General features: G+C 73.4%; 16 protein-coding genes and 1 tRNA gene. 7 read left to right on the forward strand and 10 right to left on the reverse strand.

Features of this window, described 5'->3' with window-relative positions; translation table 11 throughout:
- A partial coding sequence (locus NUM_RS35430) for an MDR family MFS transporter (protein ID WP_207129315.1) occupies positions 1 to 1,980 on the reverse strand: 1,980 nt, incomplete at its 3' end.
- Between the two features lie 59 nt (positions 1,981 to 2,039).
- On the reverse strand, positions 2,040 to 2,669 hold the full coding sequence (locus NUM_RS35435) for a MarR family winged helix-turn-helix transcriptional regulator (protein WP_207129316.1): 630 nt from the start codon (positions 2,667 to 2,669) through the stop codon (positions 2,040 to 2,042).
- 162 nt (positions 2,670 to 2,831) lie between these two features.
- On the opposite strand from NUM_RS35435, the gene NUM_RS35440 reads away from it, so the two are divergent.
- The gene (locus tag NUM_RS35440; RefSeq protein ID WP_207129317.1) at positions 2,832 to 3,419 is read left to right on the forward strand and encodes a TetR/AcrR family transcriptional regulator; all 588 of its coding nucleotides are present in this window, start codon (positions 2,832 to 2,834) and stop codon (positions 3,417 to 3,419) included.
- Between the two features lie 31 nt (positions 3,420 to 3,450).
- On the opposite strand, the gene NUM_RS35445 is transcribed toward NUM_RS35440, so the two are convergent.
- Positions 3,451 to 4,545 (reverse strand): globin domain-containing protein, encoded by a 1,095-nt coding sequence (locus NUM_RS35445; protein WP_207129318.1) that lies wholly within the window; start codon positions 4,543 to 4,545, stop codon positions 3,451 to 3,453.
- A 330-nt stretch (positions 4,546 to 4,875) separates the two neighbouring features.
- Between NUM_RS35445 and NUM_RS35450 the strand changes: the two genes are divergently transcribed.
- Positions 4,876 to 5,337 (forward strand): GNAT family N-acetyltransferase, encoded by a 462-nt coding sequence (locus NUM_RS35450; RefSeq protein ID WP_207129319.1) that lies wholly within the window; start codon positions 4,876 to 4,878, stop codon positions 5,335 to 5,337.
- A 58-nt stretch (positions 5,338 to 5,395) separates the two neighbouring features.
- Here NUM_RS35450 and NUM_RS35455 read toward each other — a convergent pair whose 3' ends face one another.
- Entirely contained in the window at positions 5,396 to 5,938 is a 543-nt protein-coding gene (locus tag NUM_RS35455) for a DinB family protein (RefSeq protein WP_207129320.1), read from the reverse strand.
- A gap of 127 nt (positions 5,939 to 6,065) precedes the next feature.
- On the opposite strand from NUM_RS35455, the gene NUM_RS35460 reads away from it, so the two are divergent.
- The 3 genes from NUM_RS35460 (at position 6,066) to NUM_RS35470 (ending at position 7,718) form a co-directional block, all read left to right on the forward strand.
- Entirely contained in the window at positions 6,066 to 6,362 is a 297-nt protein-coding gene (locus NUM_RS35460) for a DUF1905 domain-containing protein (RefSeq protein WP_207129321.1), read from the forward strand.
- 155 nt (positions 6,363 to 6,517) lie between these two features.
- Entirely contained in the window at positions 6,518 to 7,006 is a 489-nt protein-coding gene (locus NUM_RS35465; RefSeq protein ID WP_207129322.1) for a hypothetical protein, read from the forward strand.
- A 67-nt stretch (positions 7,007 to 7,073) separates the two neighbouring features.
- On the forward strand, positions 7,074 to 7,718 hold the full coding sequence (locus NUM_RS35470) for a GNAT family N-acetyltransferase (RefSeq protein WP_225919064.1): 645 nt from the start codon (positions 7,074 to 7,076) through the stop codon (positions 7,716 to 7,718).
- Between the two features lie 110 nt (positions 7,719 to 7,828).
- Here NUM_RS35470 and NUM_RS35475 read toward each other — a convergent pair whose 3' ends face one another.
- The 5 genes from NUM_RS35475 to NUM_RS35495 form a co-directional block, all read right to left on the reverse strand.
- Complete coding sequence (locus NUM_RS35475) at positions 7,829 to 8,440, reverse strand: tyrosine-protein phosphatase (protein WP_207129324.1); 612 nt, start codon at positions 8,438 to 8,440, stop codon at positions 7,829 to 7,831.
- A gap of 111 nt (positions 8,441 to 8,551) precedes the next feature.
- On the reverse strand, positions 8,552 to 8,812 hold the full coding sequence (locus NUM_RS35480) for a hypothetical protein (RefSeq protein ID WP_207129325.1): 261 nt from the start codon (positions 8,810 to 8,812) through the stop codon (positions 8,552 to 8,554).
- Positions 8,813 to 9,140: 328 nt separating this feature from the next.
- Positions 9,141 to 9,231 (reverse strand) — tRNA-Ser (locus NUM_RS35485).
- 106 nt (positions 9,232 to 9,337) lie between these two features.
- Positions 9,338 to 10,111 (reverse strand): CPBP family intramembrane glutamic endopeptidase, encoded by a 774-nt coding sequence (locus NUM_RS35490; RefSeq protein WP_207129475.1) that lies wholly within the window; start codon positions 10,109 to 10,111, stop codon positions 9,338 to 9,340.
- Positions 10,112 to 10,262: 151 nt separating this feature from the next.
- Complete coding sequence (locus tag NUM_RS35495) at positions 10,263 to 10,877, reverse strand: hypothetical protein (protein WP_207129326.1); 615 nt, start codon at positions 10,875 to 10,877, stop codon at positions 10,263 to 10,265.
- 18 nt (positions 10,878 to 10,895) lie between these two features.
- Here NUM_RS35495 and NUM_RS35500 point away from each other — a divergent pair, with 18 nt between their 5' ends.
- Positions 10,896 to 11,570 (forward strand): TetR/AcrR family transcriptional regulator, encoded by a 675-nt coding sequence (locus NUM_RS35500; protein ID WP_207129327.1) that lies wholly within the window; start codon positions 10,896 to 10,898, stop codon positions 11,568 to 11,570.
- Positions 11,571 to 11,626: 56 nt separating this feature from the next.
- Positions 11,627 to 12,889, forward strand: coding sequence for an FAD-dependent oxidoreductase (locus NUM_RS35505; protein WP_225919065.1), 1,263 nt, complete (start codon positions 11,627 to 11,629; stop codon positions 12,887 to 12,889).
- 132 nt (positions 12,890 to 13,021) lie between these two features.
- Here NUM_RS35505 and NUM_RS35510 read toward each other — a convergent pair whose 3' ends face one another.
- A complete protein-coding gene (locus NUM_RS35510) occupies positions 13,022 to 14,149 on the reverse strand; it encodes a baeRF10 domain-containing protein (protein ID WP_225919075.1) in 1,128 nt (375 codons plus the stop codon).
- Positions 14,150 to 14,268 lie beyond the last annotated feature (119 nt).

Consider the following 14,268-nt stretch of genomic DNA (forward strand, 5'->3'; position numbering starts at 1 on the left):
GCCGCCGGCGGACGGGCTGCGGTCCGCGGCCGGTTCGTGCGCCCGCTGCATCAGCGCCAGCGCCGACGGGCGGATCACCTGGTCGACGGCGAGGCGGGCCCGCTCCGGCGCGGTACCGGCCGCGCCCGGCACCAGCCCGGCCAGCGCCGGGACCAGGTGCGAGTCGGCGCTGTCCGGCCGGTCCATCCGTTGCGCCACCAGCGACAGCAGCAGCCCGCTGACCAGCGCGTCGTCCCGGCCGATCCCGTCCACCGCGACCCGTACCGGCGCCGCGCCGGCGCCGCCCGCAGCCGCGCCGGGCTGGCCACCGCCGGTGCAGCCGGCCGCACCGGCGGGGACCGTCCCGACGCCAGCGGCCGGGAGCGCCCCGGCGGAGGCCGGAGCGAGAGCCGGCGTTGCGTTCGCGGGCGGGGTCTCGACCGGGTGGCGGGACGAGCGGAGCGGCAGCTCCTTGAGGAACAGCACCGCGAGCCAGCCGAGCAGCGCCACCGGTACCGCGGTGAGGAACACGGTGTGCAGCGAGCCGGTGAACGCCTCCCGCACCACGTGCTGCACGACCGGCTTCAGGTGCTTGATCGCCTCCGGCGAGCCGATGCTGGACGAGTCGAGCCCACCGCCACCGGCGATGTTCAGGTGCGCCTTGACCGCCTGGGTGACGATCTCGTCGGCGAGCCGGTTGGTCAGGATCGCGCCGAACGCGGCGACCCCGATCGCGCCGCCCAGCGAGCGGAAGTACGAGACGCCCGAGGTGGTGGCGGCCATGTCCGCGCGCCCGACCGCGTTCTGCGCGGCGAGGATCAGCGTCTGCATCGTCATGCCGAGGCCGGCGCCGAGCACCGCCACGTACAGCCCGATCGTGACGTGCGACGAGTCGACGTGCAGCCGGGACAGCAGGAACATGCCGAGCGAGACGACCAGCATGCCGATGACCGGGAAGACCTTCCACCGCCCGGTACGGGTGATGACCTGCCCGATCCCGATGGAGAACAGGAACATCGCGATCACCATCGGCAGCGTCATCAGGCCGGACGCGGTCGGCGACATGCCCTGCACGATCTGCAGGTACTGCGGCAGGTAGATGATCCCGCCGAACATCGCGACGCCGACCAGCAGCGACGCCGTCGCGGTGAGCACGAACGTACGGTTGCGGAACAGTCGCGGCGGCAGGATCGGGTCGTGCGCCCGCCGTTCGGCGAAGATCGCGCCGACCAGGCAGAGCAGCGCCGCGCCGCTCAGCCCGTACGTCCAGGGCGAGTTCCAGGCGAACTCCTGCCCGGCGAACGACAGCATCCCCACCAGCAGCGCCGATCCCGCGGTCAGGAACGTCGCGCCGATCCAGTCGACCTTCGCGTCGCGGGCCACGTGCGGCAGCTTCAGGATCTTCTGGATCATCACGAACGCGACGATCGCGAGCGGGATCGAGATGAAGAAGCAGTACCGCCAGCCGGGGCCGTCGACGAGGAACCCGCCCAGCAGCGGGCCGGCGACGGTGGACACCCCGAACGCCGCACCGAGATAGCCGGAGTACCGGCCGCGTTCCCGCGGTTCGACGATGTCGCCGAGGATCACCTGGGTCAGCGCGGACAGCCCGCCGGCGCCGATGCCCTGGAACGCGCGGGCGACGATCATCTCGGTCATGTTCTGCGAGAACCCGGCCGCGGCGCAGGACACCACGAAGATGACCAGGGAGAGCTGGAACAGCACCTTGCGGCCGAACAGGTCGGACAGCTTGCCCCACAACGGGGTGGACGCGGTCATCGTCAGCAGGGTCGCGCTCGCGATCCAGGACAGCCGGTTCTGCGCGTGGAACTCACCGACGATCGTCGGCAGCGCGGTGCTCACCACCGAGGTGGAGATCATCGAGGTGAGCAGCGCCATCAGCAGCGCCGCCAGCACCTCCAGGACCTGCCGGTGGGTGTACCGCGGCCGGACGGCCGTTGCCGCCGGTCCGGCCGGCGCCGCGTCGGGCTGCGTCGCCATCGCCGTCATGGTCACCTTCTCTTTGCTTGGTTCGGTTCGTGGCTTGGTTCGGTTCGTGGTCAGGAAGTCAGTTGCGGCTGCGCCGCTCCGCCCGGCGCCGACGCCGACGCGCCGCCCGACGCCTCGGGGCCCGGCGCCTCGGGGTCCGACGCCGACGGGTCCGGTGCCGACGGGCCCGGTGCCTCCGGGTCCGGCGCCGACGGGTCCGGTGTCTCGGCGGTACGGAACGGGCAGGGCTGCTGGTCGGACAGGTCGGCGAGCGCGTCGACCGCCTCCCGCAGCGCGTTGGCGGCGTCGATCAGCCGGGCCGCCCGTTCGGTGCCGAGCCGGCGCTCGCAGAGGACGGCGATGTCCTCGCGGGCGGTGGCGAGGCGGCGGGTGGCCTCGTCGGTCAGGTAGAGCCGGTGCGCGCGCTGGTCCTCGGGATCGGGCTCGATCCGCACCCAACCCTGCTGGACGAGCTGGTCGACCTGGCGGCTCACCGTGGACATGGCCACGCCGCGGCCGCGGGCGAGGTCGCTGGTGCGCACCCCGGGGACCCGCTCCAGCAGCGGGATCAGGTGGTGCGCGGCCATCACGTCGGACATGACGGTGCGGTACACCGACCGCATCAGGGGGCCGAGCCGCCAGGTGGCTTCGCGGATGTCGGCCAGCGCGTCAGCGATTCGAGCCTCGGGGGCAGAGGTCACCGAACTCACCTCGGTTGGGTCACGAGGTCCGCACAGATGGGGCTGTGAGGACCTCTGAGGGCGCGTCGACGGGGATCAGCGCGACCTGCAGTTGTTTGCGCGATACAAGCAACTGTAGTAAGCACGCGTTTACTTCGTCAACCGGGGCCGTAAAATGGCGCCGTGACGACCGGCACAGCCCCCCAGGACGAGCACCCGACCCGCGCCCGCGACCGGGGCGCCACCGAGGCGCGCATCCTCGACTGCGCCGCCCGCCTCTTCGCCGAACAGGGGTACCGGACCGTCACGGTGCGCGCCATCGCCGCCGGCGCGGACGTCAACGTCGCGCTGATCAACCGGTACTTCGGCTCCAAGCTCGGGCTGTTCGACGCGGTCCTCGGCGCCGGGGCGACGCTGCCGCAGCTCGACGCCGTACCGCTGGACGAGCTGCCCCGCTACCTCGCCGAGTACGCGATGCGCCGGCGCCAGCGGTCCGCCGACAGCAGCCGGGCGCTGTCCGCCGCGACCCGGTCGGTCGAGTCGCCCGAGATCCGCGAACTGCTCCGGGAGCGGCTGGAGAAGCAGCTGATCGGGCCGCTCGCGGCCCGGCTACCGGCCACCGAGGCGCGCCGGCGCGCCGCACTGTGCGTCGCGGTCCTGATCGGGACCGGGTACGTGCGCGGCCTGCTCGCCGACGACACCCCGCCGGACCCGGCCTTCCTCGACCACCTCACCGACGTCTTCCGTACCTGCCTCCGCCAGCCGAGCTGAGCCCGGGGGGGGCGAGCGCCGGCCGGCCGCGTCAGTCGTACGGGTCGTGGTGGATGCGGGCGGCCGGCACGCCCCGGCCGTGCAGGGCGGCGACCGTCGCCCGCAGCATCGCGGGCGAGCCGGACAGCACGAAGTCGTGGTCGTCCCACTGCCCGCGCCGGGCGAGCACGTCGGCGAGCAGCCCGCGTTCGCCCTGGTATCCGGGATCGTCGCTGACCACCGGCACCAGCCGCAGCCACGGCCGGCACACCGCGAGCTCCGCCAGCGCGGCCAGGTCGTACAGGCCGGCCTCGGTGCGGGCGCCGACGAACAGGTGCACCCAGCGCTCCCAGCCGGCCGGCGCCGCCTCGATCAGCGCGCGCACCGGCGCGACCCCGGTACCACCACACAGGCACACCACGTCCCGGTCGGCCGGCAGCGACAGGTCACCCGCCGGCCGGCCGAGCCGGACCATCTCACCCGGCCGCAGCTTCCACACCAGCGCCGGCGACACGATGCCGGGACCGACCGCCCGGACGTGGAACTCCAGCACGCCGTCCGGGCGCGGCGCGGTCGCCATCGAGTACCGCCGCCACACCCGCGGCTCGTGCCCGGTCTCGACCGGCACGTACTGCCCGGGTCGGTAGGGCAGCGGTTCGAGCGGTCGGCAGGTGAACACCGCGACCTCGGCCGAGCGCCGCTCGTGCGTCAACACCTCGGCGAACCGGTACGCCGGGGTCGGCTCGGCCGCCGCACCGGCGTTCATCCGCGCCGCGATCAGGTCGTACCCGGTGCGCCAGGCGCGCTCCGTCTCCTCGCTCCAGTCGGTACCGGAGTGCACCCGGATCGCCTCGATCAGGCACTCCCGGAAGATCTCGTGGTGCGCCGACTCGACGTCGAACCGGCGGTGCGCCCGGCCGAGCGCCCGCAGTGACGCGTCGAACTCGGCCGGCCGGTCCAGCGCCGCGATCGCCTGACCGATGGCGGCCATCAGCTTCGCTCGCTGCGCCCGCAGCTGGATCGGGAACAGGTCGCGCAGCTGCGGCGCGGCCAGGAACAGCCGGGCGTAGAAGTACGCCGAGAGCCGGTCCTGGCGGTCGGCGACCCGCGCCCAGCTCCGCGCCAGCGTCTGCGCCACGCCGCTCATCGGCCCTCACTCGTACGGCAAGACCGCCGCGCGGGCGCCGGCGGCGGTCAGGTGATCCGGGTCGGGCGGATCGTCGTCGAACCACGGGCCCGGCAAGCCACGGATCGTCCGCGACTCACCTCATACGGTAGGCACGAGGTCCGCAAGGTCACCACCCCGTCACCCCCATCCCGCCCTGTCCGAATCCGGTCAGCACGGTGCCCGACACCGCTCGCCCCGCTGCGGCCAGGGACATCGACAGGCGGCGACGCGAGGACGTCCGCGCGCAGCCAGCCGGGCCCGGCACGAAAACCGCCGGAAGCGGTGCGCCGCGCGCGCTAGCCTGCCGCAATGACCGCCAGACCGCCGCTCGTACCGGACGACTTCGCCCTCCCGCAGCCACCGGCGACCGACCGGTACCGGCTCGAACCGCTCGGACCGCAGCACAACGAGTCCGACCATGCCGCGTGGACCGGCAGCATCGACCACATCCGCGCCACGCCCGGCTTCGAGCAAGGCTCCTGGCCACCCGCCGACGGCATGACGCCGCAGGCGAACCTCGCCGACCTGCGCCGGCACGCCGACGACTTCGCCCGGCGGGTCGGCTTCACCTACACCGTGCTGTCGGTACCGGACGGTGAGGTGATCGGCTGCGTCTACGTCTACGGTTCCCGTACCGAGCCCGGCACCGTCGACGTCGCCTCCTGGGTCCGGGCCGACCACGCCGACCTCGACGCCGACCTGTACCGGGTGGTCCGCGGCTGGCTCACCACCGCCTGGCCCTTCCACCGCCTCGACTACGCCCCCCGCTGACCACCTCGGCCGTACGGCAGGTACCACCAAGCTTCGACTCGGCCCGGTCGACCGGGCGTCAGTTCGGGGCGTCCTCGCCGACGAGGCCGTCGATGGACTCGCGGATCAGGTCGGCGTGGCCGGTGTGCCGGGCGTACTCCTCGATCAGGTCGACGAGCACCCGGCGCAGGTTGAGCGTCTCCGGGCCGTCGGACAGGGCGAGCAGGCGGCCGAGGTCCGCCTCGGCGAGTACCCGGTCGACCGCGGCCTCCGAGCGCGCCACCGCCGCCAGCCACAGCGCCCGCAGCTCCGCCGGCGAGTCGTCGGCGGCCGAGGTCCACGGCCAGTCCCCGTCCGCGGCCATCGGCGCCCACACCGCCGGGTAGTCGTCGCCCAGCAGCAGGTGGGTGAAGTAGTGGTCCTCCACCAGGGCCAGGTGCTTGACCAGGCCACCGAGCGTGAGGGTGGACGGCCCGAGGGTGCGGCGCATCGCGGCGGCGTCCAGCCCGCCGGTCTTCCAGGCGAACGTCCGCCGGTTCCGGTACAGCGCACCGAGCAGCGCCTCGACCTCGCCGGGCGCGGCGGAGAACGGACGCGGGGTCAACTCGCTCGTCTCACTCATGCCGCCGACGCTAAACCAGGTTCCGGACACAGCACTTCCGGATCCGCGCCCGCTCACCCCCGCGTACCGGTGAGTTTCGGTGCCTTCGGTCGTCTGCCCTGACGACGGCACGAGCAGGAGGACGATCATGACCGCAGACCCGAAAGCACCCGGCGCACTGGATCGCCGGTTCCAGGCCGAGTTGCGGACCAGCCCGGCGAAGGGCGGGCACACCTACGTGGTCATGCCCGGCTCGGCCGCCTACTTCGGTACTCGCGGGCGCGTCCGGGTGCGCGCCACCATCGACGGGCACCGGTTCGAGAGCTCCTTCATGGCGCTCGGCGACGGTACGCACAAGCTTCCGATCCGCGCCGAGGTACGCCGGGCCGTCGGCAAGACCACCGGCGATACCGTGACCGTCCACCTCCTCGAACGCCTGCCCTGACCGGCACGCGGCGCCCGCGCCGAGCCCGTACGCCGGAACGAGGTGCCCCGACGTGCCCGCGTGGGGACGGTTCGGGCTCGCCGGGATCGGGTCGGTCGGGTCCGGGCCCGTTTCGTACCTGGCGCGTGCTTGCCGGCCGGGTCTACCGTCGCGCCATGCACGTCTTCCTGCTCCTGCTCCCGATCCTGATCGTGTTCCTGGTGCTGATGACGCTGCTCGTGACCGCGCTCGTGCTGTACGGCCGTCGGTTGGTACGCAACCAGCGCGCGGTGCTGGCAGGCCTGCGCCGCAACGGTCTCGCGTTCCTGTGCCGCCCGACGCTGGGGCTGCGCAGCTCGGCGGGGTTCATCCTCAGCGTCGACCGGGACGCCGTCTCGCTGTGGAAGGTCGGCCTCCGCGAACCGGTGCGCCGGCAGAGTTTCCCCAGCCGCGGCGCCCGGGTGGAGCCGGCCACCGTGCAGGTCAACACGGCGCGCAAGGCGGCCGGGCTGTCCGTGGTCTCCGCCGCCGGCGAACGCCTGGACGTGTCGATCTACCCCGATCCGACGATGTCGTACTCGGCGCCCGCCAAGGGCACACCCCTCGCCGACGCCGCCCAGCAGATCCAGGCAAGCCTGGCCCGCACGACAGCCGGCTCCGACTGACCACCGGTCGCGGCCCGCGCCGGCAAAAGCGGGTGCGGTGCCCGGGCGGGGTGGTTACGGTCCGGACGTGGCCCACACCTACCCACCGCTCAACGTCGAGATCCGCACGCCGCGGCTGACGTTGGCCGGCGCGTCCGACGAGCTGCTGGAACGCCTGGTACCGCTGGTACGGGCCGGGATCGCCGACACCGAGCCGCTGCCGTTCGACGACCCGATCTCGTTCTACGCCGACAGCCCCGAACGCGAGTGGCAGTGGCTGCGCAGCATCTGGCGCGGCCGCGGGCGGGTGAGCCCGGACTCGTGGCGGCTGTACTTCGCCGTGCTCGTCGACGGCGAGCCGGTCGGCATGCAGGACCTCACCAGCACGAACTTCACCCGCTTCGGTACGGTCTCCAGCTTCTCCTGGCTGGCCCCCGGCCGCCGCGGGCAGGGCCTCGGCAAGGAGATGCGGGCGGCGATCCTGCACCTGGCGTTCGCCGGTCTGGGCGCCCGCGAGGCCGGCAGCGACGCGTTCGTCGACAACGAAGCGTCCAACCACGTCTCCCGGGCGCTCGGGTACGAACCGAACGGTACCGACTGGGACACCCGCCGCGGCGAGGTCGCGCAGATCCAGCAGTGGCGGCTCACCCGCGACGTCTGGGAACGCCACCGCCGCGACGACATCGACCTGATCGGCGTCGAAGCGTGCCTCCCCGCCCTGGGCCTCACCTGACGCTGCGACGTCCGGACGTCGTCACCCTTCCGACGAACGCCGCGCACCCGGCGATCCGGATGCGCGCGGCACCTGCACCTCCGCGGGCGCGAGACGGGCGCCCCGCGAGGTCAGCCCGTGAGGCGCCGGCGTACCGCCATCAGGTGCGCCCCCGTGACACCACCGCCGAGCAGGTACGGCTCGACACCACCGTGAACCGCGTCGATGTGCGCCAGCGTGTTGGCGACCGTGTCGGGCAGCGCGCCCGGTGTCCGCGCATAGTCGGCCGCGATGGCGGCGTCCGCCACCCCGGCGAGCCGGAGTACGAGGGCGATCACGACGCCGGTCCGGTCCCGCCCGCCGTGGCAGTGCACCACGACTGCGCCGGCCGGTGCTTCCGCGATCGCCTCGACGACCGCGCCGAGGCGGGTGCGGCTGTGGTCGACGAGCTGGCCGTAGCTGTCGGTCGGCGTCTGATCCGCCAACCCGTCGTCGAACGCCGGTCGTAGCCGGTACCGAGGGTCGGCGGCGAACGGGCTCCGGTACTTCGCCGCCTCCCATTCCCACCGGAGATCGACGATGCGGCTCACGCCGTAGGCGTCGAGTGCCGCGATCCCGGCCGCCCCGAGCCGGTCGTGATTGTCGGTACGCACCAGGGCACGGCCCTTGATCCGTCCGTCTCCTGCCGGCAGCCCACCGAGGTCACGCGCGTTGCGCAGGTCGGGCCAGTTCAGGACGGTCACCCGGCGACCCTACCGGGCCCAGGACACCGGTCAGTGACCGCGTGAGGTGGCACCGCCGGCGACCGGACCGCCCGCGGTGACGACATCCACCTGATCGGCGTCGAGGAGTGCCTACCCGTCCTGGGCATCGCCCGACGGCACGGGGAGATGCTTCAGCACCATCCCGGCGATCTCGTTCATCCGCTCCTCCGGCACCCGCCGATCCGCGTCGACGCCCAGGTTCCGGAAGATCCCCGGACCCAGCTGGTCGTCGGGTAGGTGGGGCGAGCGCGGGATGACGTGCACGTGCACGTGCCGATGGTCCGGGTGCTCGGAGAACTCCACGACGTACGTCTTCGCACAGTCGACGCTCGCCCGCAGCGCCCGAGACACCTGCCGGATCAGCGGCCCTCCCCAACCACTTGCCAGGATTGCCCAGAGACTTCCAAACCACCCGCAACGATCTCCGGCGCTCTCACAAGACAACCCCGACCCCCCGTCCTCGGGACGAGGTGCCGGGCGAAGCCCTCGGCACAACCCCCGCGCAGCCACAGCGACCGAGGACGAACAGCACGCCGCACAACAAGCACGTGCTCCGGAATGGGGGTGCCGGGGGCGAAGCCCTCCGGCGCGGGGCCTGGGGGCTGCGCCCCCAGAAAGCGTGGCGACGTGACGCAAAGGCCCGCGCCAGAAGCGCGGGCACACTGCAGCCAAGCACGAGCGGAGGCTCGGGGATTTGAACCCCGGATCGGGTTGTAGCCCGAAACCCGCTTAGCAGGCGGGCGCCATAGACCAGACTAGGCGAAGCCTCCCAGGACGGCCGGGTACCGACCGTCGGTGGTCGAGAATACAGGGCGGTGTCGGCGGCGGGCAAAGGGCATCCGGCGCGTCGCGGTTCGCCGGGGGTGCGGGCGCTGGTCAGAGCCAGGAAACGTGGCCGTGCAGCAGGGCGTACCCGACGAAGGCGCCGATGTCGAGCAGGCTGTGGGCGACCACGAGCGGGGCGACGCGGCGTACCCGGAGGAAGAACAGCGCGAACAGCACGCCCATGATCGCGTTGCCGACGAAGCCGCCGAACCCCTGGTAGAGGTGGTACGAGCCGCGCAGCAGGGCGCTGGTGACCACCACGGCCGGCAGCCGCCAACCGAGCTCGCGCAGCCGGGTGATCAGGTAGCCGAGGACGACGACCTCTTCGAGCACGGCGTTCTGGATGGCGGACAGGATCAGTACCGGGATCGCCCACCACACCGACGGCAGCGCGGACGGTACGACGTTGGCGGCGAGACCGAGGGCGCGGGCGGCGAAGTACAGGCCGAGGCCGGGGATGCCGATGGCGAGCGCGACGCCGGCGCCTGCGGTGAGGTCGAACACCGGGCGGCGCAGGTCGAGGCCGATGGTACGGCTGGCGGGCCGGCCGGAGCGGCCCAGCAGGTGCATCGCGAGCAGCGCCGGTACCACCGCGAACGCGATGCCGAGCAGTTGGTACGTCAGGTCCAGCCACGGCCGACCCGGCGCCTGGGAGGCGTTGAGGGTGGCGCTCTGGTCGGCGAGCGCCTTGCTCGCGGTGAGCTTGCCGATCAGGTTGACCAGCGCGTACACGCCGGACTGGCCGAGCGAGACGGCCAGGACGAGCAGCACCTCGGCGCGCAGCGTGCGCCGATCCGGCCCGGCGTCGACCGGCTCGTCGGTCACCGGCAGTTTCGTCACCGGCCCAGCATGACAGCCCGTCGTCCACCGACGATCGTCGGTCGACGGCTCGGGGCACCGAACGGGGCGGGGTCGACCGGGCGTCACGGTGCCGGTGGCACGGCCGTACGAAGCGGCCCCGGGCCGCCCACCCGGGCTACGGCATGGCGATGGTGCGGCCGCAGGTGATGGTGCCGTCGACGGTGATCGGGTCGGGGTGCTCGACGCTGGTCGAGCCCAGCTCGGTGCCGGACAACGTCATGATCCACACGCCGTCGTGCTTGCTCGAGGTGATCCCGGCCGCGCCGGCCTTCACGTAGCTGCCGGTCGAGACGCTGAGGGTGGCCGAACTGTTCTCGCCGAGGTCGGCCGCGGTGAAGCTGGGGGTGCCGGGGGCCGTCTCGTCCTCGGTGTCCGGCGCGTTCAAGCCGACGATCTTGCCTTCTCGATCGCGCAGCTGACGCTGCGGATCCGCACGACGCCGCCGGAATAGCGGATCTCGGTCTTGCCGCGGAACGCGCCGGACCTGCCGGTCCCGGGTGACGACGCGGCGGACTTCCCGCTCTGCCGATGGCCGGCACTCGGGGTCGATTCGCAGGCGGCCAGCGTCGACAGCGCGACGATCAACCGCGGACCCGGACGGGGACTGGTCATGGTTCGGCAGCGTATCGACCCGCCGCTCCCCTCCATCCGATTCGAGCCCACGGTGGCGCTCGGACGATCGCTTCGTGAGGACGAACACGTTCGTGACGAACTTGTTCGTGGCGAACATGTTCGTTATGGTGGAGGCATGACGGACGAGGGGACGCGGAGTCGGCGGGAGCGGCCGGCCAAGCCGGCACTGACGCGCGACGGCATCGTGGCGACGGCGGTACGGCTGATGCGGGCCGAGGGGTTGGCCCGGGTGACGATGCGGCGGCTGGCGCAGGAGCTCGACACCGGCCCTGCCTCGCTCTACGTCTACGTGCGGAACACCGCGGAGCTGCACGCCGCGGTGCTGGACGAGCTGCTCGGTGAGCTGGCTCCGGCCGGCTCCGGGCGGTGGGACGAGCGGCTGGTGGGGCTGCTCACCGACTACACCGGGCTGCTGTTCGCGCAGCCCAGCCTGGCCCGGGCGGCGCTGTCGGCCCGGCCGAGCGGACCGCACTACCTGCGGTTGGTGGAGTCGGTGCTCGCGCTGCTCACCGAGGGTGGCGTGCCGGGGCCGCAGGCGGCCTGGGGGGTCGACGTGCTGCTGCAGTTCGGCACCGCGACGGCCGCCGAGCAGAGTGACCGGGACGCCTCGGCCGAGGCCGGCCAGGAGTGGGACGCGCTGACCGGGGCCCTGCGCGGCGCCTCCGCCGACCGGTACCCGCAGCTCGCCGCGTGGGGGCCGGCGCTGCTCTCCGGTACCCCGGAAGGGCGGCTGGGGTGGGGCTTCCGGGTGCTCATCCACGGGATCGCAGACATCCCGCTGCCGGAGTGACCGGCCGGCGGGCGGAACGGGTCGCCCTGCGGGGCGGGCGACGGGGAGGAGTCATCATGACCACGACGAACAGCGTCGGGAACGGCAACGAGTACACCCGGGCCGGCGACGGGATGCCCGGGAACGCCGACCGGAACACCGGGGCCGGCGACGGGGCGGTACGCGTGCTCGGCGGTGGCGCGCGGCGATCGCGCGGCGGGCCGGCCGAGATCGCGATCGTGGGCGGTGGGTTGGGCGGGTTGACGCTGGCCCGGGTGCTCGCGGTGCACGGCATCACCGCCACCGTGTACGACCAGGAGTCCGGGCCGGGTGCCCGGTCGCAGGGCGGCATGCTCGACATTCACGAGGAGTCCGGTCAGCGCGCGCTGCGGGCGGCCGGGCTGCTCCAGGAGTTCCAGCGGATCGTGCTGCCGGGCGGGGACGCGACCATCGTCCGGGACCGGCACGGGACGCTCCTGCACGCCGACGACGGCGGCAACGGGCGGCCCGAGGTCGACCGCGGGCAGCTGCGCGAGCTGCTGCTCGACTCGCTGCCGCCGGGCTCGATCCGGTGGGGCGCCAAGGCTTCCGCGGTGCGCGAGCGGTCCGACGGTCGGCGCGAGGTGGTGTTCGCGGACGGGTCGACGGTGACCGCCGACCTGGTCGTGGGCGCGGATGGGGCGTGGTCGAAGGTGCGGCCGCTGGTGTCCGCGGCGACGCCCGACTACCTGGGCGTCACGTTCGTCGAGATCGACCTGGTCGAGGCGGACGCGCGGCATCCGGCCGCCGCCGCGGTGGTGGGCCGCGGCTCGCTGTTCGCGCTGGGCGACGGGAAGGGGCTGCTCGCACACCGCGAGACCGACGGCAGCCTGCACGTGTACGCGGCGCTGCCGGTGCCGGTGGACTGGGCCGGCGGCGTCGACTTCACCGACCGGGTGGCCGTGCAGGATGCGGTGCTGGCGCACTTCGCCGGCTGGTCCGACGACCTGCGCGCGCTGGTCGCCGAGGCGGACGGCCCGCTGCTGCCCCGCCCGCTGTACGGGTTGCCCGCCGGTCACCGCTGGCCGCGGGTGCCCGGGGTGACGCTGCTCGGCGACGCCGCGCACCTGATGTCGCCGTTCGCCGGTGAGGGTGCGAACAACGCGATGCTCGACGGCGCGGAGCTGGGTGAGGCGCTCGCCGCGCACCGGGGTGACGTCGAGGTGGCGCTGGCCGGGTACGAGGGCTCGATGTTCCCGCGGTCCGCCGAGGCGGCCGCCGGTTCGGCCCAGGGCATGACGATGTGCTTGGCGTCGGACGCGCCGGCCGGCCTGGTCGCGATGTTCGGCGAGGCCGCCTGACCACGCCGGGGCGACAGCCGACCTGGTGCGATGTTCAGGGAGGCCACCTGACCCGCGTGAGGTGGCGCCGCCGGACCTGTGTGGTCGCCGCCGGATCCGACCGAGGATCCCGTTTCCCGTACCCCGACGGAGTCACCAGCGGAGCAGGGCGGCGACGCCGTCGCGGTCGGCGAGGTCGGCGGCGGTGGCGTTGTCCAGCAGGGTGACGGCGCCGCCGCGGGACAGCGCCAGTTCGACCATGCCCTCGGCGAGTTCGCTCGCGGTGCCCTCGCCGGCGAGCAGGACCGCGGTGGGCGGGGCGCCGGCGTCGACGGCGTCCTCGGGGCGCCAGCCGCCGGCCGCGTCGAGCAGCAGCCGTTCGACCCGACCGGCCTGCAGCATCGACACGGTGTCGGCGAGTCCGAGTACCCCGTTGCCGCCGGCCCGGGCCAGGTCGGCCACCCGCTGCACCGCGGCCGCTTCGCGCCGGGTGCGTGCCTCGGTCAGGGTGGGGGTGACGAAGTCGAGTACCTCGGTCGGGGTCAGGTCCGGATCGAGGACGGCGTCGAGCTCGGTGCGGTCCCGGTCGGGCGGCAGCGCCTCGGCGAGGATGCGGGTCAGCCGCGGGTCACCCACCAGTACCAGGGTCTGCCAGCCGCGCTGCTGGGCGACGGTGCCGGCCGCCTGGCGCAGGTACTTGGTGAGGTGTTCCTCGACCCGCTGGGCGTACCGGTCGGGGTGGATGCCGGCGCGCGACAGGGTGGGTACGTCGGAGCGCGGCTCGCCGGAGGTGGTGGCGCCGGGCAGGTTGAACGAGACGGAGTCCAGCTCGGCGGCGAGGCCGTAGCGGCAGTCGAACAGGCGGACGCCGTCCCGGCCGACCCGGGCGATGCCGGCCGGCGCGGCCGGTTCGATCGCCGCGAGCAGCGGCCACAGGTACGCGTTCGACTCGACGACGGCGACCTCGCCGACCGGCCGCTGGATCCAGGCGGTGTGTACCGCGTCGCCGCCGATCTGCGCGAACATCATCCGGCCGAGTCCCGGTTCGGTCGGGTCGAGCAGGTCGGTGATCGTCTGTTCCAGCTCGGCCAGCCGGGCCTCGGCGCGCGCCGCCCAGTCCCGGTCGGCGTGCTCGGCGAGGTCGCGGCGCAGCGCGGTGACGGTGCTGCGCATCCGGGTCTGCCCGACCGCCGACCCCGGTTCGACCGTGGCGTACAGGGAGAGCACGCCGATCTCGTCGTCGAACGCCGCCAGCCGGCCCAGGTCGGCCGCCTCGAACATGTCCACGTCGCCTCCCCGGTAGCGGTACCCCTCCAGGATCGGCGCGGCCGGGTGCCGGCACCGGCAAACGGCCGAAATCGCCGGATCTCGGGTACCGCCGCTCGACGTCGACCCGGGTG

Source organism: Actinocatenispora comari (assembly GCF_017312725.1).
GTDB classification, from domain to species: domain Bacteria; phylum Actinomycetota; class Actinomycetes; order Mycobacteriales; family Micromonosporaceae; genus Actinocatenispora; species Actinocatenispora comari.